We start from the raw sequence: 18476 nt of genomic DNA, 5'->3' as shown, positions 1-18476 counted from the left end.
GAAACGGCGCGGCCAGGGCACGGATGTGACGCGGATTCGGTTGCGCACCGTGCTTCGGACGCTAGGAGCCCGGCCGGGGCACGGCGCGCGGGGTCGGGTGAACGGGTGAGCCGCTGCTCCGGCCGGGGGAGCCGATCCGCTGCGCGGGACCGCCCCCCACCGAAGCCCCGGCCGAGCCGATTGCCCTCCGGCCCCCTGCCCTCGCCCCCTCGGCCTCGGAGCCTGCCCCCGAGGCCTGAGCCCCGAGCCCCGCGGCCCGCGGCCCGGTGCCGGCTCCAATTGCCCGGCGGCCCGGTCCCGACGGCTGGGGCCCGGTCCCCGGGGCTGGGGCCCGGTCCCCGGGGCTGAGCCCCGGTCCCGAGGGCTGGGGCGGCTGGGCGCGGTGGCCGCTACGTGGCCGGGGTGGGCTGGGGGCGGCGGAGGAGGAACGCGGCCAGGGCGCCCGCAGCGAACAGGGCCACCAGGGAGAGGGCCGTGCCGAGCCATTGGGTGCCCAGCCACTGGGTGCCGAAGTAGCCGAGGGACACGCTGTAGCCGGCCCAGGCCATGCCGGCCAGTACCGACCAGGGGAGGAAGTCCTTCACCTTGCGGTGGGTCTTGCCCGCGCCCAGCGACACCACCGAGCGCCCCGCCGGGGCGAAGCGGGCGATCACGACGAGGGCGCCACCGCCGCGGGCCAGGGCCGTGCCCAGCCGTTCGTGGGCGCGGGTCAGCCGGCGGGAGCGGGCGATGGCCCGGTCCAGCCGGGCCCCGCCGCGCCGGGCCAGCCGGAACGCCGCCATGTCACCCAGCACCGACGCGGTCGTGGCGATCACGAGCAGGGCGAGGATGTCCGGGACCTGCGTGGTCACCGGCACGGGGCCCGCCGCCCCGGCAGCCGCCGCCGCAGCGGCCGCGGTGATCACCAGAACCCCGCTCGGCAGGACCGGGAGGAAGACGTCCAGCACGACGGACACGGCCACCACGGCGTAGATCCATGGGCTCGCGGTCAGCGACCCCAGAGTCTCAAACAAAGCGGGACTCCCCAGTCCGGTTGACGTGCTGCGGCATGAAGCGCCGCGACGTCGCGGGGGAGCGGCAGGAGCGGCTGACAGCCATACAGCGTACGCCCGGAGTCCACCCCTTGAACCCCCGGGGCAGCCCCTGACCTCAGGTGTGTCAGCCGCATCGCCCGTTACACCACTTCCGTCAGCTCCCGGTCCAGCACGGTCTCGAGCTCGGCGCCGGTTCGGCCCTTCTTGCGCGCCTGGTCGAGTTGGAGCCGCGCCGTGCGGCCGGACAGGGCCAGCGTCATCAGCTGGTTCCCGAACCACGGACCCGCCGTACGCCGCCAGCTGAGCGGCGGGCGGCCCGTGCGCCCGTGGCGGGTGAAGCCGCGGCCCAGCCACCGGCCCAGCCGCGACCAGCCCAGCCGGAAACCCCACTTCACGGCGGTATGGATGGAGTTGTGCACGGGCGAGCACGTCAGCTGGAACACCCGGGCCGTGCTGGGTATCCGAGGTTCGGCGACATACGCGTGGTGCACGTCCCCGGACAGGACGGCCACCGTCGCCGGCGCCCGCGGCCCCGTCGCCACCTCCTCGATCAGGTCCGTCAGCATCGCGAACGAGGCCGGGAACGCGGCCCAGTGCTCCAGATCGCTGCGCCGCCGCAGGTTCTCCCCGATCCGCGCCCACCGCGGTCCCCGATCCCCGCGGCACACCGCGGCGTTCCACGTCTCGGCATCGTGGATCAGCGGCGGCATCAGCCACGGCAGTGAGGACCCGATCAGGAGGTGGTCATAACCGCCGTGCCCCGCCAGGGCGTTGTCGCGCAGCCATTCCCACTCCGCCGGATCGAGCATCGCCCGGCCGTCCTCGGCCAGCACCCGCGCCGCACGGGTGTCCACCATCAGCAGCCTGGTCCGGCCGAAGTCGCGCCGGTAGCTCCAGCGCACCGTGCCCGGATCGGCGTCGGCCGCCGACGCGAAGGCCCGTAGCGCATCGGTGCCGTCAGGGGTCCGCCGTACCGCTGCGTAGAGCGCGTCCGCCTCCAGCTCGGCGGGCGAGAGGTTGCCCAGGTGCTGGTACACCCAGTACGACATCAGCCCACTGAGCACCCGCTCCTGCCACCACGGCGTCGCCCGCATCTCCGCCAGCCAGGCCGCGCTCGTGTTCCAGTCGTCGATGACGTCGTGGTCGTCGAATATGTGCAGGCTCGGCACGGTGGAGAGGAGCCAGCGGATCTCCGGGTCGAGCCAGGACTCGTCATACAGCCGCGTGTACTCCTCGTAATCCGCGACCTGTGCGCCCGGCGCCTCCCGCAGGTCCCGCCGGGCGGCCAGCCACTTCCGGGTCTCCGCCGACAGCGCGTCCGCGTACACCTGGTCGCCGAGCAGCAGCAGTACGTCCGGCCGGACCGCCTCCGGGTCGGCGGCCAGCCGCGCCGCGAGGGTGTCCAGGGCGTCCGGGCCGTGCCGCCCGTGCCGTCCGGCGGGCGGCGCGGCCTGGCGGCAGGAGCCGAAGGTGACGCGCACCCCGGGCGAGGGCCGGGCCGGGCCCGGGCCGGCCACGGCCGGAGTGCCGATCGTGCTGGCCGGGAAGCGGCTGTCGGCGAGCGGCCACACCCGTACCCCGTCGAGCAGCACCTCGTACTCCGTGACCGTGCCCGGGATCAGGCCCGTCACCGGCACGAGCGCATAGTGGTGGCCGGCTATCTGGAAGGTCCGCGCACTGCCGCCGGCCCCGTCCGCGCACCGCACCTCGGCCGTGCACGGGCGGTCCGCCTCGACCCATATGGTCGCCGACCGGCCCGTGTCCCAGTCGACATGGCGCAGCAGTGGCCCCAGACGCAACCCGGCCATGCAACTCCCCCTCCTCCGTATCCCCTTGGATCACGGTACGACGGGGAGGGGGAGCCGCGCCTCCCCCTGGCGGGGGAGAGACGGGAGGGACGGCAGGCAGGAGGGTCAGCAGCCGTTCAGGACGTTCACCAGCGCCGTCTTCTCGGCGGAGTCCATGCTCAGGCCCCAGTACTGCTTCACGTGGACCCACATCCGCGCGTACGTGCAGCGGTAGGCGGTCCGCGACGGCAGCCACTCGGCCGGGTCGAGGTCGCCCTTGGCCTGGTTGACGTTGTCGGTGACCGCGATGAGCTGCGGGCGGGTGAGGTCGTTGGCGAACTGCTGGCGCTTGCTGGTGGTCCAGGAGCTGGCGCCGGAGCGCCAGGCCTCGGAGAGCGCCACGACGTGGTCGATGTCGAGATCGGAGGCGGCGGTCCAGGTGGCGCCGTCGTACTCGGAGTACCAGCTGCCGCTCACCGAGGCGCAGGAGGAGTCGGTGAGGACGCCCACGCCATCACGCTTGAGGACGGTCTCGCGGGTGTTGCAGGTGCCGGAGACGGTGCTCCAGTGCGGGAAGAGGTCGCGGCTGTAGCCGGTGCTGGAACCTTCCGCCTGCGGGGTGACCGTCGCCAGGTAGGCGCGGGCGGCGGCCGCGCTGATGGGGGTGGGCGGGGCTGCCTGGGCGGCGGGCGCGCCGACGAGGGAGGTGAGCGCGGCGAGCGCGGCCGCGGACGCGAGCACGCTGAGTCGACGCGCGTAGACGTTGGATATGAGTGCCATGAGGGGCTCCCTGGGTGGGGGGATGGTGGCCGTGCGGCCCCGGCGGGGCGCGGCCATGCTGTCGGCGCCGGGTTTCGCGGGGATGGGCGCCAGGTGACAGCCTGGCGACATGTGCACGTCACATCAAGCTTTGCAAAGCTCTTGTTTCAAGCGGAAGTTGAGATTCCCCGATGCGGTGAGAGGTGTCCGGGAGGATGCGGCCGACGGGTTCGGGACCAAAGGCCCATTCCGGGCGGCGGCGGCCGTCGCGTACTCTGTTCGGAGCAGAAGGGGAGTAGCTCTTCGCCGGACCGTCGACATACTGCTGGGTCATCCCAGCCGGCGCCCGGAGGCAGACCACGTTGTTTGCACGTGGCCCGCCAGCGAGACCTTCGGCCGCAGTGTCCTGTCCATGCGGAAGCGCGTTCGTGCGCGCGTACGCAACCGATCGGGGCGCCGCCGAGCCGAAGCGACCCCTGACACAACCCAGGTCTCTCGGTACCGATGGCGTCCTGCCCGACCGATAGAGGTTCCTCCTCCGTGTTCAGCTTCACCGTCTTGGCGATCGCCTTCGGCGTCGTCTTCCTCGCCGAGCTCCCCGACAAAACGGCCCTCGCCGGCCTGATGCTCGGCACCCGCTACCGCGCCTCGTACGTCTTCGCGGGCGTCGCCGCCGCCTTCGCCGTGCACGTGGCGCTGGCCATCGCCGCGGGCAGCGTCCTGACGCTGCTCCCGCACCGCCTCGTCCAGGCGGTCGTGGGCGTCCTGTTCCTGGCCGGTGCGGCGATGCTGCTCCTGAAGAAGAGCGACGGGGAGGAAGAGGTCAGGGCGCCCGCCGACCAGTCCTTCTGGAAGGTCTCCGGGGCCGGGTTCATGCTGATCCTGGTGGCGGAGTTCGGTGACCTGACGCAGATCATGACGGCCAACCTCGCCGCACGCTACGACAACCCCGTCTCGGTCGGCCTCGGTGCGGTGCTGGCCCTCTGGGCGGTCGCGGGCATCGGCATCCTGGGCGGGCGGACGCTGATGAAGTACGTGCCGCTGCGGCTGATCACGAAGGTGGCGGCGGCGGTGATGGGGGCCCTGGCCGTGTTCTCGCTGTACGAGGCGATCACGGGCTGACCCCCCCCCCCCCCCCGGGGCGCCGTCCCCGGCCCCGTCCCTGCGGTTGTTCGGCCCGCCCCGACCCCGGTCCCCGGCCCTCGCGGTCCGGGCTTGGCCCCAGGTCTGGGGCCCGGCCGCTCGGTCTCCGGCCCCGTCCGAGGACTCGGCCCCCGGCCCGTCCCCGTCCGCGGACCCGCCTCCGGTTCCCGATCCGGGTCCGCTCATGAGCCGCCCACGATCGCTACGCGCTCCTCAATGGCGGGGTTCAGCCCCCGCCTGGGGCTGGACCCCTGCCTGGGGCGGAGGCCCCGCCTGGGGGAAGGGGACGAAAGAGGCTCTAAAGGGGCCGGGGAAGGGCCCAGGAGGACGAATCCTCGTCCTTGCTGAGCTGTATCCCCCAGCGCGAGCCCACCAACGAGAGCCGGAGCCACACACCCCAACTTCCGAGACGACCGTGGACGCCGTCAGGGCGAAGCGCGTAGTGATGTGAGGCGAGACCAGCCCCAGGCGGGCCGCAGTCGCCGTCGATGAGGAGCGCGTAGCGATGTGAGGCGCGCATCCTCCCGCCGGGCTCTTGTGGCCGAGGTGTGAAGGGGTCTCGGCCGTCGCCCAGCTCGGAGGGCGAGACGGGAACCCGGGCCGAGATCCGGCCCATTGGCCGAAGCAGGGTCGAACATCTCCGCCCGGCCGGCTTGTGAACCATTCCGCCCGGCCCGTTCTTTTGGGGGTTTCCCGGCAGTCCTTGTCTTTCCGTGGCGGGCCGGCCTGTCAAGGGTGGAGCGCAGCGACATCGCGCAGCGACGCGACGAAGGAGCGCCCTTGACAGGCCGGCCCACCACGGAAGGACTATGGGGCTGACGGGAAATTCCCAACCCTCCCTGGCTCCCGGCCGGCCGAGGCTCCGCCGCGCCCGGGCCTCACCCCACCCGCACGCCTCGCCGCCCCCAGCCGCCTCAGGCCGCCGTGCCCACCGTCACTTCTATCGAGCCGTCCGGGGTCGCCGTGACCCGCAGGGACCGGAGGTCCTCCGCGTGGGCCGTCGGGGTGTGGGCGGCAGCGCGGGGGCCGATGCCGATCACGCGCATGCCCGCCGCCCGGCCCGCGGCGATGCCGGCGGCCGAGTCCTCGAAGACGATGCAATCGGCCGGGGCCACACCCAGGGCGGCGGCGCCCTTGAGGAAGCCCTCCGGGTCCGGCTTGCTGGCCCGGACGGACTCGGCCGTGACCCGGACCTCCGGCATCGGCAGGTCTGCAGCGGTCATCCGGGCCGTGGCCAGGGCCGCGTCGGCCGAGGTGACCAGGGCGTGCGGCAGGCCGGCGAGGGCGGCCATGAACTCGGGGGCGCCCGCCACGGGGACCACGCCGTCGACGTCGGCCGTCTCGCGGGCCAGCATCTCCGCGTTCTCGGCGTGGTTGAGCTCCATCGGGCGGTCCGGCAGGAGTACGGCCATCGTGGCGTAGCCCTGGCGGCCGTGGACCACCTTCAGGGCCTCCTGCGGGTCCAGGCCGTGGGCCACCGCCCAGTCGCGCCAGCACCGCTCGACCACCACGTCCGAGTTGACGATCGTCCCGTCCATGTCCAGCAGCAGGGCCCTGGCGGTCAGGACTGCGGGTGCGGGTACGGGTCCGGGGGCGTGTGCAGGTGCGGTGGCGGTGATGCTGTCCGGCATCGGCTGGGCTCCAGACGGGCGGGAAAGAGAACAAGTGGTTCCGTCCACCGGTCAGGGAGTGCGGACGGAACCACTTTGTTCCTCCACGATACAAAACAAGGGCGGTCGACGCCAATCACGGGCGGGAACCGCCTTCGGCGGGGCCCTCAGCCCTCCAGCGCCCGGCGGGTGAGCGGACCGTAGACGCCCCACTCCTCGTTGATGTCGTTGTTGTACTGGAACGTCGACACGGCGTTCTCCACGCGCCAGTCGAACTTGCCGTTGACCTTGTACGGGAACAGCCCCTTCGCCGCCAGCAACCGCTGCAGCTTCTCCACCTCCGGCCCCGAGTCCCCGTAGCGCAGGGTCGGACCCGACGGGCTCGGCGGCTTCGACTGGCCGGGGGAGCGGCTCGCGCTCGCCGACGGGCTCGGCGGAGCGGACGTCGCGGAACGCGACGCGCTCGGCGACGGGGACTTCGAAGGGCTCGGCGACGCGGAACGCGAGGCCGAGGGTGAGGCGGACGCACTCGGCGAGGCCGAGGACTGCGAGGAGGAGGACGGGGCCGGGGCGATCGCCGCCGGCGCCGAAGCCTTCGCGTCCATGAGGGCGGTGTCGCCGCTGCCGGACTCCGGCAGCACGAACACGGCGAGGGCCGTGCCGCCGAGGGCGACGACCGCGGCGGCGCCCAGCAGCAGCGGCAGCAGGCGCCGCGCCGAACGACCGCCACGCTTCTCCGGGCCCCCGCCCCCGCCCCCACCCCCTCCCCATCCCGATTCCGAGTCACCGGCGGCCTCCGCGAACGCGGGGTACGCGGGGTACGCCGGGTACGCGGCGGTCGCCGGTGCACCCGGGAACTGCGCGGCCTGCGGCGCCGCCGGGAAGGCGGTGGTTTCCGCAGCCGCCCCGGCCGCGAGCGCTTCAGCCCCCGCTATCGCCCCGCCCGACACGCCTGCCGAGGCCGCCCCGGCCCCCGGCACCGCCGGAAGCTGGACCGTCTCCGCAGCGTCCGGCTGCGGCTGCGGCTGCGGCTCCAGCGCGTCCGGCCACGGCTGCGCCGACGGCGCGGCGGACATCGACGCGGGACCGGACCCCAGCACCGACTCCGACCCCGGCCCAGGCACCGGCCCAGGCCCCGACCCCAGCCCCGACCCCGGAACCGACCCCGACCCCGGCACCGGCCCAGGCCCCGACCCCGGAACCGACCCCGGCCCAGGCACCGGCCCAGGCCCCGACCCCAGCCCTGACCCCGGAACCGACCCCGACCCCGGCACCGACCCCCGCACCGACCCCGGCCCAGGCCCCGACACCGGCCCAGTGCCCGACCCCGGCACCGACCCCAATCCCGGCGCCGACCCCGGCCCCGATCCCAGAGCCGACCCCTGCACCGCCCCCGCTCCGCCCCCGGCCATCGCCTCCGGCGTGCCGTTGCCGTGTGCCGGCGTGCCGTTGCCGTGCGTCGGGATGTCGTGGTGCGGCGTGCCGTGCTGCGGCTGCGGGGTCACCACGCCGGTCACCGGCTGCGGAGACACGGGGATGGGGGGCTCCGTCTCGCCGGGGTCGGGCAACGTCACGTACGGCCGGATGCGCAAGGGGTTGAACCCCACATCCGGCGCACACCGGCAGCCGCCGCCGACTACGGCGCCGCAATCCGGACAGTGTTCACCGTTCACTGGAATCCCTCCCTGGCCACTGCCAGCGATTATCCAGACGCGTCAAGGCCCCTCCCAAGCGCCCGAGAGGCCATAACCGGACACACCACTCACGATGGAGATCGACGGAGATGCCGATCCGGCCTGAGGAGGAGTCGATGACTCAGGATGTGACGAAGGAGTCCCGGGACCCCGGTCCCGGCCCGCAGAACCCCGGACCCGGCGCCGAGCACGCGACCCGCGAAGTGCTCGTCTCGATAGGCGCTCTCCTCCTGGGCCTGCTCATCGCCGCGCTCGACCAGACCATCGTCTCGACCGCCCTGCCGACCATCGTCAGCGACCTCGGAGGCATGGCCCACCTGTCCTGGGTCGTCACCGCCTACATGCTCGCCTCCACGGCGGCCACCCCCCTGTGGGGCAAACTCGGCGACCAGTACGGCCGCAAGCGGCTCTTCCAGTACGCCATCATCCTGTTCCTCATCGGCTCCGCCCTCTGCGGTCTCGCCCAGGACATGCCGCAGCTCATCGGCTTCCGCGCCCTGCAGGGCCTCGGTGGCGGCGGGCTGATCGTGCTGTCCATGGCGATCGTCGGCGACATCGTCCCGCCCCGTGAACGCGGCAAGTACCAGGGCCTCTTCGGTGCCGTCTTCGGCGCGACCAGCGTGCTCGGCCCGCTGCTCGGAGGCCTGTTCGTGGACCAGCTCTCCTGGCGCTGGGTCTTCTACATCAACCTCCCCATCGGTCTCGTCGCACTCGTCGTCATCGCCGCCGTCCTGCACATCCCGGCGCGGCCCTCGAAGCACACCATCGACTACCTCGGCACCTTCCTCATCGCCTCCGTCGCCACCTGTCTCGTGCTCGTCGCCTCCCTCGGCGGCACCTGGGGCTGGGGCTCGGCCCGGATCGTCGGCCTCGCCGTCCTCGGCGCCGTGCTGCTCGTCGCCTTCGTCCTCGTGGAACGGAAGGCCGCCGAACCCGTCCTGCCGCTCAAGCTCTTCGGCATCCGCACCTTCACCCTCTGCTCGGTGATCAGCTTCATCGTCGGCTTCGCCATGTTCGGCGCGATGGTCTACCTCCCGACCTTCCTCCAGGTCGTCCAGGGCGTCTCACCGACCATGTCCGGCGTCCACATGCTGCCCATGGTGATCGGCATGCTGATCGCCTCCACCGGCTCCGGTCAGATCGTCAGCCGCACCGGTCGCTGGAAGGTCTTCCCGATCGCCGGCACCGGTGTCACCGCGATCGGCCTGCTCCTGCTGCACCAGATGGACCGCACCAGCTCCACCTGGGAGATGAGCGCCTACTTCTTCGTCTTCGGCGTCGGCCTCGGCCTCGTCATGCAGGTGCTCGTCCTCGTCGTGCAGAACGCCGTCAGCTACGCCGACCTCGGCGTGGCCACCTCCGGTGCCACCTTCTTCCGCTCCATCGGCGCCTCCTTCGGCGTCGCGATCTTCGGCACGGTCTTCACCAACCAGCTCGACGGGAAACTCGTCGCCACCCTCGCCGGCATTCCGCTGCCGCCCGGCGCCGACGCCCAGCGGCTGGAGGCCGACCCCCGGGCGATCGCCGCGCTCCCCGCCGCACTGCGACCCCGGGTGCTCGACGCCTACGCCTCCGCCATCACGGACGTCTTCCTCTACGCCGTGCCCGTCGTCCTCGTCGCCTTCCTCATCTCGTGGTTCCTGAAGGAGGACAAGCTCCGCGCCTCGGTCACCGCGCCCGACGTCTCCGAGACCCTCGCCTCCAACCCCGTGCAACGCTCATCCCGGGACGAGGTGGCCCGCGCGCTGTCGGTCCTCGGCAGCCGGGAAGGCCGCCGCCACGTCTACGAGAGGATCACCGAGAAGGCCGGCTACGACCTGCTGCCCGCCTCCAGCTGGCTGCTGCTGCGGATCAACAAATACGGCTCCGCCGAGCCCGCGCTCCTCGCCGAACGCACGAGCGTGCCGCTGACGACCATCACGGATGCCGCCCGACAGGTCGAGGAACGCCGGCTCGCCGTCCGTGACGGGCTGCCGCTCGTCCTCACCGACCAGGGCCGTGAGGCCGCCGTCAGGCTCGCCGCCGCCCGCCAGGAATCCCTCGCCGAACTCCTCGGCGACTGGTGGGGGCCGGACCGTCCGACGGACCTGGACAAGCTGGTGCGCGAGATCAACGCGGAGCTGTGCGGATCAGACGCCGAGGAACCCCACGAAGGCCTTCCGAGGCGGGACCACGCCGCTCGCTAGACCGCCCCGCCGCTCGCCGCTCGCCGTCCGGGGGACTCAGACGAGCCGCTTCTCGAACCAGTGCTCGGCATACGGGCCGTCGTTGTAGGCGGGTATTTCCCGGTACCCGTGCCGCGCGTACAGGGCCCGCGCCTCCACGAGGTCCGACCGGGTGTCCAGCCGGACCCGCTCAGCGCCCAGCGCGCGGGCCTCCGCCTCCAGCACCTCCAGAAGCGCCGCCCCGCCGCCGGTACCGCGCGTGCGCCTGTCGACGTACACCCGCGTGAGCTCGGCGGTCACCGGGTCGAGCAGCCGGAACCCGCCGCACGCCAGCGGTTCGCCCGCCAGCCGGCCGACGACGAACTGGCCCGTCGGCGGGGCGAGCCCGTCGGCCGGGAAATCGCGGACGCCCTGGTCGATCTCGGCCTCGCTCACGGACCGTTTCCAGTACCGGCCGGCGACCTCCGCGTAGTACGCGCGGAGCAGGACGACGGCGTCAGGGGTGTCGTAGGGCTCGGGTGTCACGGTCCACGTCTTGATCACGTTGCTGTTCATGGCGTCATTGTGGAGCGGGTGGAGGATCTCCCGCGTGGAATATCCACAGGCACGGACCGATGATATGAAAAGGGGAAAATCGCCCAGATGGAGGGTGTGAGCGCCATGTCCAAGCATCCCGACGCCGTCCTGGTCCGCCGCGGCTACGAAGCCTTCTCCAAGGGCGACCTGGAAACGATGAGCACCCTGTTCACGGCCGACGTCATCCACCACGTGCCGGGGGACAACCCGCTGTCCGGGCACCACAAGGGGCGCGAGGCCGTCCTCGACCTCTACCGCCGCCTCGGGGAGGAGACGAAAGGCACCATGCAGCTCGACCTGCACGCGGTGCTGGCGGACGGGCGCGGGCACGTCATGTCGTTCCACACGCTCAAGGCCGACCGCGGCGACCGGGGCCTCGAGGTCCAGCAAGGCCTCTTCTTCACGATCGTCGGCGGCAAGATCACCGACATCGACGAGTGCACGCAGGACATCGACGAAGAAGACGCCTTCTGGAGCTGAGCGGCGGGGCGGAAGGGGTGCCCGGGGCACGCGCCCCGGGCACCCCCACGCGCTTGGCGTTCCGCCGCGCCTGGCGTTCGGCCGCATCCGGCCGCGTCCGGCGTTCCGCCGCGCCTGGCGTTCGGCCGCGTCCGGCGTTCGGCCGCGTCCGGCGCTTCGCCGCCATGGCGTTCCGCCGCGCCTGGCGTTCCGCCGGGTCCGACTTCCGCCGTCTCAAGCCTTCTTCGGAGCCGCCTGCTGTACGACCTCGAACGACCACACCGAGGACCCGGAGGCCGCGGGCTTCGGACGCTCGCCGCCGCCCTCGCCGCCGCCCTGGTGGGCCGCCTTCATCGGCCCCTCCATCCACGCCTGGAAGTCCTCCTCCGACCGCCACCGCGTGTACACCAGGTACTGGTCGGTGCCCTCCACCGGGCGCAGCAGCTCGAACCACTCGAACCCGTCCGAGGACTCCACCGCCCCGGCCCGGGAGGCGAACCGCTGCTCCAGCACCTCCCGCTGCTCGGCAGGTACGGTCAGCGCGTTGATCTTCACGATGCTCATGCGGGCCATCCTAGGTATCCGACCCGGGATATCGTCGTCCGGGTAATGAACAACGCGGTATGAAACGCGGTATGAAACGCGGCAGCCAGGCGAAGTCGGGGTTGCGGTCAATTGGGCGGGAGGCCGGCGAGGCGTGGCTAACGCGGCGGAGCACAGTAGTGGACACGGACATGCCGGAGTCATAGGCGGTAACGGCAGGCTCGCGGCCGCGCGCCTGCTCCTGTGGGCGCTGGCCGGCGTACTCGCCGTCAGACAGGCCGCCGCCGTGCTGCGCGTGCCACCGGGCGAATGGCTGAGCGGGTTCCACCTGCCCGGCAGCCTGCCCGGCACGCTGTACGACGCCGGCCAGTTCACCGGCACGCCCTTCGCCGGGCTGGTCCTGAAGCCGTTCACCGGCCTCGCGGCGCCCTCGCTGGAGGTCGCCTGGACGACGGTGACGCTGCTGTTCGTGGCCGCCATCGGGCTCGTCGCCGCGCGCGGCCTGCCCGATCCCGTGCCGCGCCGCACCGCGCTGCTCGCCGCTCCCGTGCTGACCGCCCTGCTCATGGTCTCGCTGCCGGTGCGCGAGGCCGCCTCGCCGGGGCAGACGGCCGTGCTGCCCGTGCTGCTGGTGCTCCTGGCCGTGTTCCGGGTGCCCGGCGAGCGTCCGGCCGGATTCCTCCTCGGCCTCGCCGCCGCCCTCCAGCCCGCCCTGCTGCTGTTCGCCCCGCTGCTGTGGCTCGCCGGGCGGCGCCCCACCGCGCGCTCCGCCGCCGTGACCTTCGCCGGAGCCACCGCGCTGTCCTGGGCGGCGCTGCCGCGGGACTCGTGGACGTACTGGGTGAGCCACCTGGCCGGCACCGGCCTCGGCGGCGCCCCCGACGGGCTCGCCAACCAGTCCCTGCACGGCGCGCTGCTGCGCTTCGGCCTGACGGGGCCGGTCGAGATCCTGCTCTGCCTCGCTCTCGCCGGCACCGTCGTCGTCCTCGGTCTGCGCCGCGCGGCCCGCTACGCGCGCGACGGCCAGCTGCTGCTCGCGGTCGCCCTCACCGGCTGTACGGCCGTCGCCGTGTCCCCGGCCGGCTGGCGCCACCAGCTGCTGTGGGTGCTGCTCGCGATGGCGGGCAAGGTCGGCAAGCGGGCCGCCGACCGGCCCGTGTGGCCGGTGGCCGTGGTCCTGGCGATGAGCCTGCCCAGCGACGTGCTGCTGCCGAACCTGGTCGCGCTGGCGCCCGTACGGGACAACGTGCTGCTGCTGACCGCGCTGGCGGCGGCCTGCGCGGTGCCGTTCCTGCCGCGCACCTCGCCGTACTGGCGCGAGCCCGTCCCCACCGACTACGGCCGCCCGGCGGCCGCCCGGTGGGCGAGGGTGCCGCTGCTGCCGTTCTGGCGGCGCGTGCTGTCCCGCCCGAACCTGCTGCTGGAACTGCTGCTGATACGGGTCGGCTACTCCCTGTACTCGCACATCCGGGCCGCCGCGCCCACGAGCCGTTCGCTCGCGGAGGGCAACGGCAGCCAGATCCACGGCATCGAGAAGGCGCTCGGCATCGACATCGAGCAGGCCGTGAACCACGCCGTCGTGAACACGCCCTGGCTGGAGGCGTTCTTCAACTTCTACTACACCTCCTTCCACTTCGTGATCCCGCTGACGATCCTGGCGGTGCTGTACTGGCGGCGCCCCGGCGACTACCGCTGGGCCCGCGCCTCCCTCGGCCTCGCCACCGTCCTCGCGCTCATAGGCTTCTGGCTCTACCCGCTCGCACCGCCGCGCCTCATGCCCGGGCTCGGCTTCATCGACACCGTGCACGGACCGCAGGACCTCGCGAACCCGTCGTACGGGGCGATGACCGCGATCTCCAACCAGTACGCGGCGATGCCCTCGCTGCACTTCGGCTGGTCGCTGTGGTGCGGGATCGTGATCGTGGTGCTGGCGCCGAAGGGCTGGCAGAAGCTGCTCGGGGTGCTGCACCCGCTGATCACGGTGTGCGCGATCGTGGCCACCGCCAACCACTGGGTGCTCGACGCCGTGGGCGGGGCGGCCGTCGTCGCCGCCGGCTTCGGGCTGGTGTTCCTGCTGTCGGGGCCGCGCCGGCTCCAGCTGGCGGTGCCGGCGCAGCGGACCGGCCCCGCCGAGGACGCGGACGGCGCGGACCGGCAGGCCAAGGCGCCCGCGCGCACCTGAGGGGGCGCCGGGCGCCGCGGGCTCAGGCCGGCGCCGGCGGGACGTTCTGGTTGAGGCGGAAGAGGTTGTCCGGGTCGTAGCGGCGTTTGAGTTCCCGCAGCCGCCGGTACTTCCCGGGCCCGTACGCCTCGCGGACCCGGTCCTCGCCCTCCTCCATCAGGAAGTTCGCGTACACGCCGGTCCGGTGGGGGGCGAGCGCCGACCACAGGCCGCGCGCCCACTCCCGCTCCCGGTCGAAGCCCTCGGCGTCCTCGCAGGTGCCGTTGATGTTGAAGGTGTGGCCCGCGGTGCGGCCGCCGAAGGCCGTCTCCTCCTCGCCGACGCGGCTGATGGCGCCGCCCAGCTGGAAGATCGGGAAGGCGGTCAGCGGGGAGACGATCCGGGCCGCGTGCTCGGCCGTGACGTCGATGACCTCGTCACCGAGCCGGTCCACGTCGCAGGACTTGAAGTAGTACCAGCGGCCGTGCGGGAACGACGGGTCGAACATGGCCTGGTGCTCGGTGAACGGCTTCGGCGCGCACAGGTCCAGCACCGGCGGCGGCCCCCACGCGCGCAGCGGCCGCAGCACCCGTTCACCCTCCTCGACCGGCCCGGCGTAGCAGCACACCACCATGACCACCGGTTCCCCGCGCAGTTCCGGCGGGACGAACGGCAGCGGCGGCGCCTTGCGGTGCACGACCGCCGTGGTCAGGTCATCCGGTACGTCGGTGATCCATTCGCGGTAGAAGCGCAGCATCCGCGCCGAATCCGCCATCGGCCAGACGATCGGACCGGCCAGTACGACGGGCCCGAGCGGGTTGAGCCGGAACTCGAACTCGGTGACGACGCCGAAGTTGCCGCCTCCGCCCCGCACCCCCCAGAAGAGGTCAGGGTTGACGTCGGCGCTCGCCTTCAGCAGGGTGCCGTCGGCGGTGACGAGGTCCACCGACAGCAACTGGTCGACGGTGAGCCCGTACTTGCGCATCAGCCAGCCGATGCCGCCGCCGAGGGTGAGTCCCGCCAGCCCGGTGTGGGTGACGATCCCGGCGGGCACGGCCAGCCCGAAGGCCTGCGTCTCGTGGTCCAGCTCGCCGAGCAGCACCCCGGCCTGGGCCCGCACCGTGCGGGCCTCGGGATCGACCCGGATCCCCTTCATCAGGGACAGGTCGATGACGAGGCCGTCGTCGCACACCGACTGGCCGGGGAAGCTGTGCCCGCCGCTGCGCACCGCCAGGGGCAGGCCGGCCGCCGGTCCGCAGGGGCCGGCGGAGCGGACGGCGGTGATCACGTCGGCGGCGCCGGTGCAGTGGGCGATGAGGGCGGGACGGCGGTCGACGGAGCCGTTCCAGACCCGGCGGTCCTCCTCGTAGCCGTCGTCGCCGGGCCGCACGAGCGGCCCCCGGAAGGTTCTGGCGAGCTCGTCGAACGCGCTGGCGGAGAAGGCGGACACGACGGCGGACATGACGGCTCCCTCGCCCGAGTGACGGCGGGTCGCGGCGGAACGCCGACGGGGTGCCGGGGGCGATCGGCAGTCCGCCCCGGCACCACGTCGGTGGATCGCCGCGTCCTGTCAGGATCCGCCGGTCGTGTCCGGGCCGCCACTCGGGGGCCCGCAGCCCTGCGACGGCCCCGACGGACGGCAGGGGCCGGGGCGTGGGAGGAGGGGGCCCCTGCCGTCCTGGTTCACGGGTCAGCCGCGGCCGACCCGGAGCTCCTTGATGCCGTTCAGCCAGGCCGCGCGCAGCCGCCGCGGGCCCTCACCGGTCAGGCGCAGGTCGGGCAGCGCGTCGGCCAGCGCGTTGAAGATCAGGTCGATCTCCAGGACGGCCAGGGACTTGCCGAGGCAGAAGTGCGGACCGCCGCCGCCGAAGCCCAGGTGCGGGTTCGGGTCGCGGGTGATGTCGAAGACGTCCGGGTTCTCGAAGACCTCGGGGTCGTGGTTGGCGGAGGAGTAGAACAGGCCCACCCGGTCGCCCGCCTTGATCTTCTGGCCGCCCAGTTCGGTGTCCTGGGTGGCGGTGCGCTGGAAGGACACCACCGGGGTGGCCCAGCGCACGATCTCCTCCGCGGTGGTGGAGGGCCGGGTCGCCTTGTACAGCTCCCACTGCTCGGGGTGGGTGAGGAAGGCGTGCATGCCGTGGCTGATGGCGTTGCGGGTGGTCTCGTTGCCGGCGACCGCCAGCAGCAGGACGAAGAAGCCGAACTCGTCGGAGCCGAGGTTGCCCTGGCCCTCGGCCGCCACGAGCTGCGTGACGATGTCCTGGGCGGGGCACTCCTTGCGCTCGGCGGCCAGGTTCATCGCGTAACCGATCAGCTCCATCGCGGCGTTGGAGCCGACCTCCTCGGTGATCGCGTACTCCGGGTCGTCGTACGCGATCATCTTGTTCGACCAGTCGAAGATCTTGGCGCGGTCCTTCTGCGGTACGCCGATCAGCTCGGCGATGGCCTGGAGCGGGAGTTCGCAGGCGACCTGGGTGACGAAGTCGAAGCTGCCGTCCGCCGAGGCGGCCACGGCCTCCTCGGCGATCTTCCGGGCCCGCTCGCGCAGGGCGTCCTCCAGGCCGCGGATGGAGCGCGGGGTGAATCCGCGCTGCACGATCTGGCGTACGCGGGTGTGCTCCGGCGGATCCATGTTCAGCATGATCAGGCGCTGGGCATCTATGGCATCACGCTGGATGTGCTCGTTGAACCGGATGATCGCCGTGTTGAGGGTGGAGGAGAAGAGCTCCGGGTGGGTGGAGACGTACTTGACGTCCGCGTGCCGGGTCACGACCCAGTAGCCCTCGTCGTCGAAGCCGGTGACGCCCCGGGGCTGCGGGCACCACCACACCGGTGCGGTCTGCCGCAGTTCCGCGAACTCCGGCAGCGGGACCCGGCTTTGGAGCAGGTCGGGGTCGGTGGCGTCGAAGCCTTCGGGCAGCGCGGGGCAGGACATCGGGCGACTCCAAAGTCTGACGGCCCATCAGATGTTGGCTCGAAGGTAGTAACGAGTTCTAGAAGTGACAAGGCTTGGCGCAGCACCTGTTGCGTGTGGAATCCGTGCAGGCCGCGTGCAAGACCCTTGCGTGGCGGGCCCCCAGGTCATAAAACTGCGGGGAGAACTAGAACGCGTACTAGTTCGGGCGGGGCCGCCGGGACGGCCCGCCGCGCCGGCACAGTGCAGGAGAGGACGAGCTCATGGCCGCGGAACCCGTCATCGTCGAAGCCGTACGCACCCCCATCGGCAAGCGCGGGGGCGCGCTCGCCAACCTCCATCCCGCCTACCTGCTCGGCGAGACCTACCGCGAACTGCTGGCCCGAACCGGAATCCGGCCCGACTGCGTCGAGCAGATCGTCGGCGGCACCGTCACCCACGCCGGCGAACAGTCGATGAACCCCGCCCGCAACGCCTGGCTCGCCATGGGCCTCCCGTACGAGACCGCCGCGACGACCGTGGACTGCCAGTGCGGCAGCTCCCAGCAGGCCAACCACATGGTCGCCAACATGATCTCCGGCGGGGTCATGGACATCGGCATCGCCTGCGGGGTCGAGGCCATGAGCCGCGTCCCGCTGGGCTCCGGATCGAAGCACGGCCCCGGCAAACCGTTCCCGGACGAGTGGAACGTCGACCTGCCCAACCAGTTCGAGGCCGCCGAGCGCATCGCCCGCAACCGGGGACTGACCCGCGAGGACGTCGACCGCCTGGGTGTGCTCTCGCAGGAGCGGGCCGCCACCGCCTGGGCCGAGGAGCGCTTCAAGCGCGAGACCTTCGCCGTGCAGGTGCCCACCACCGAGGAGGAGCAGGCCGCCGGACAGGGCATGTGGCGCCTGGTCGACCGCGACGAGGGACTGCGCGACACCAGCATGGAGGGCCTGGCCCGGCTCAAGCCGGTCATGCCGACCGCCGTGCACACCGCCGGGAACTCCTCGCAGATATCCGACGGCGCCGCCGCCGTGATGTGGGCCTCCCGCAAGATGGCCCGGGCCCTCAAGCTCAAGCCGCGCGCCCGCATCGTCGCCCAGACCCTGGTCGGCGCCGACCCGCACTACCACCTGGACGGGCCGATCGACGCGACACGGGCCGTGCTCGGCAAGGCCGGGATGTCCCTCAAGGACATCGACCTCGTCGAGATCAACGAGGCCTTCGCCTCCGTCGTCCTCAGCTGGGCCCAGGTCTTCGACCAGGACCTGGAGAAGGTCAACGTCAACGGTGGCGCCATCGCCCTCGGCCACCCCGTCGGCGCCACCGGCGCCCGGCTGATCACCACCGCACTGTACGAACTGGAACGCCGTGACAAGGAGTTCGCGCTGATCACCATGTGCGCGGGCGGTGCGCTCGCGACCGGGACGATCATCCAGCGCCTGTGAGTGCGTGAGCCCGTGCGCGGGCGCCGAAGAACCCTGTGGGATGGGATGCAGAAGGCCCCGGGGGCCGGACCTGGGGAGGCCGGCCGCCGGGGCCTTCGTATGCCTGCTGCCTGTGCTGCCGGCGGCTCAGTACCAGTGGTTGGCGGACCAGAAGTTCCAGGCGCCGACCGGGCTGCCGTAGCGGGAGTTCATGTAGTC

General features: G+C 72.4%; 14 protein-coding genes. 5 read left to right on the top strand and 9 right to left on the bottom strand.

Going from position 1 to position 18476, the window contains the following annotated elements; all coding sequences use genetic code 11:
* Positions 1–389: 389 nt before the first annotated feature.
* The 3 genes from ACZ6Y1_RS34200 to ACZ6Y1_RS34190 form a co-directional block, all read right to left on the bottom strand.
* Entirely contained in the window at positions 390–1013 is a 624-nt protein-coding gene (locus ACZ6Y1_RS34200) for a DedA family protein (protein WP_469639296.1), read from the bottom strand.
* 161 nt (positions 1014–1174) lie between these two features.
* Positions 1175–2842 (bottom strand): alkaline phosphatase D family protein, encoded by a 1668-nt coding sequence (locus tag ACZ6Y1_RS34195; protein ID WP_469639292.1) that lies wholly within the window; start codon positions 2840–2842, stop codon positions 1175–1177.
* Positions 2843–2947: 105 nt separating this feature from the next.
* Positions 2948–3592, bottom strand: coding sequence for an HNH endonuclease family protein (locus ACZ6Y1_RS34190; protein WP_469639436.1), 645 nt, complete (start codon positions 3590–3592; stop codon positions 2948–2950).
* A 528-nt stretch (positions 3593–4120) separates the two neighbouring features.
* On the opposite strand from ACZ6Y1_RS34190, the gene ACZ6Y1_RS34185 reads away from it, so the two are divergent.
* Positions 4121–4702, top strand: a complete 582-nt coding sequence (locus ACZ6Y1_RS34185; RefSeq protein ID WP_469639289.1) for a TMEM165/GDT1 family protein — start codon at positions 4121–4123, stop codon at positions 4700–4702.
* A 935-nt stretch (positions 4703–5637) separates the two neighbouring features.
* Here the strand turns inward: ACZ6Y1_RS34185 and ACZ6Y1_RS34180 are convergent.
* Both ACZ6Y1_RS34180 and ACZ6Y1_RS34175 read right to left on the bottom strand, forming a co-directional pair.
* The gene (locus tag ACZ6Y1_RS34180) at positions 5638–6354 is read right to left on the bottom strand and encodes an HAD-IA family hydrolase (RefSeq protein WP_469639286.1); all 717 of its coding nucleotides are present in this window, start codon (positions 6352–6354) and stop codon (positions 5638–5640) included.
* A 146-nt stretch (positions 6355–6500) separates the two neighbouring features.
* The gene (locus ACZ6Y1_RS34175) at positions 6501–7409 is read right to left on the bottom strand and encodes a peptidoglycan-binding domain-containing protein (protein ID WP_469639284.1); all 909 of its coding nucleotides are present in this window, start codon (positions 7407–7409) and stop codon (positions 6501–6503) included.
* Positions 7410–8143: 734 nt separating this feature from the next.
* Between ACZ6Y1_RS34175 and ACZ6Y1_RS34170 the strand changes: the two genes are divergently transcribed.
* Positions 8144–10213, top strand: coding sequence for a DHA2 family efflux MFS transporter permease subunit (locus tag ACZ6Y1_RS34170; protein WP_469639281.1), 2070 nt, complete (start codon positions 8144–8146; stop codon positions 10211–10213).
* 36 nt (positions 10214–10249) lie between these two features.
* Here the strand turns inward: ACZ6Y1_RS34170 and ACZ6Y1_RS34165 are convergent, their stop codons facing one another.
* Positions 10250–10747: a GNAT family N-acetyltransferase gene (locus ACZ6Y1_RS34165; protein ID WP_469639278.1), complete on the bottom strand. Its 498-nt coding sequence runs from the start codon at positions 10745–10747 to the stop codon at positions 10250–10252.
* A 105-nt stretch (positions 10748–10852) separates the two neighbouring features.
* Between ACZ6Y1_RS34165 and ACZ6Y1_RS34160 the strand changes: the two genes are divergently transcribed.
* On the top strand, positions 10853–11248 hold the full coding sequence (locus ACZ6Y1_RS34160) for a nuclear transport factor 2 family protein (protein WP_469639275.1): 396 nt from the start codon (positions 10853–10855) through the stop codon (positions 11246–11248).
* Between the two features lie 213 nt (positions 11249–11461).
* Here the strand turns inward: ACZ6Y1_RS34160 and ACZ6Y1_RS34155 are convergent, their stop codons facing one another.
* The gene (locus tag ACZ6Y1_RS34155; RefSeq protein ID WP_365179898.1) at positions 11462–11791 is read right to left on the bottom strand and encodes an antibiotic biosynthesis monooxygenase family protein; all 330 of its coding nucleotides are present in this window, start codon (positions 11789–11791) and stop codon (positions 11462–11464) included.
* A 133-nt stretch (positions 11792–11924) separates the two neighbouring features.
* Between ACZ6Y1_RS34155 and ACZ6Y1_RS34150 the strand changes: the two genes are divergently transcribed.
* A complete protein-coding gene (locus ACZ6Y1_RS34150) occupies positions 11925–13952 on the top strand; it encodes a bifunctional glycosyltransferase 87/phosphatase PAP2 family protein (protein WP_469639272.1) in 2028 nt (675 codons plus the stop codon).
* 22 nt (positions 13953–13974) lie between these two features.
* On the opposite strand, the gene ACZ6Y1_RS34145 is transcribed toward ACZ6Y1_RS34150, so the two are convergent.
* Together ACZ6Y1_RS34145 and ACZ6Y1_RS34140 are read right to left on the bottom strand one after the other, a co-directional pair.
* On the bottom strand, positions 13975–15393 hold the full coding sequence (locus ACZ6Y1_RS34145; protein ID WP_469639269.1) for an FAD-binding oxidoreductase: 1419 nt from the start codon (positions 15391–15393) through the stop codon (positions 13975–13977).
* Positions 15394–15621: 228 nt separating this feature from the next.
* On the bottom strand, positions 15622–16866 hold the full coding sequence (locus tag ACZ6Y1_RS34140) for a cytochrome P450 (RefSeq protein WP_469639266.1): 1245 nt from the start codon (positions 16864–16866) through the stop codon (positions 15622–15624).
* Between the two features lie 242 nt (positions 16867–17108).
* Between ACZ6Y1_RS34140 and ACZ6Y1_RS34135 the strand changes: the two genes are divergently transcribed.
* Positions 17109–18278: a steroid 3-ketoacyl-CoA thiolase gene (locus ACZ6Y1_RS34135; protein ID WP_469639263.1), complete on the top strand. Its 1170-nt coding sequence runs from the start codon at positions 17109–17111 to the stop codon at positions 18276–18278.
* Positions 18279–18476: the final 198 nt, after the last annotated feature.

The organism is Streptomyces sp. NPDC053432, assembly GCF_055585365.1.
The sequence above is the reverse complement of the archived record's forward strand: the minus strand, read 5'-3'. Positions and strand labels throughout refer to the sequence as shown.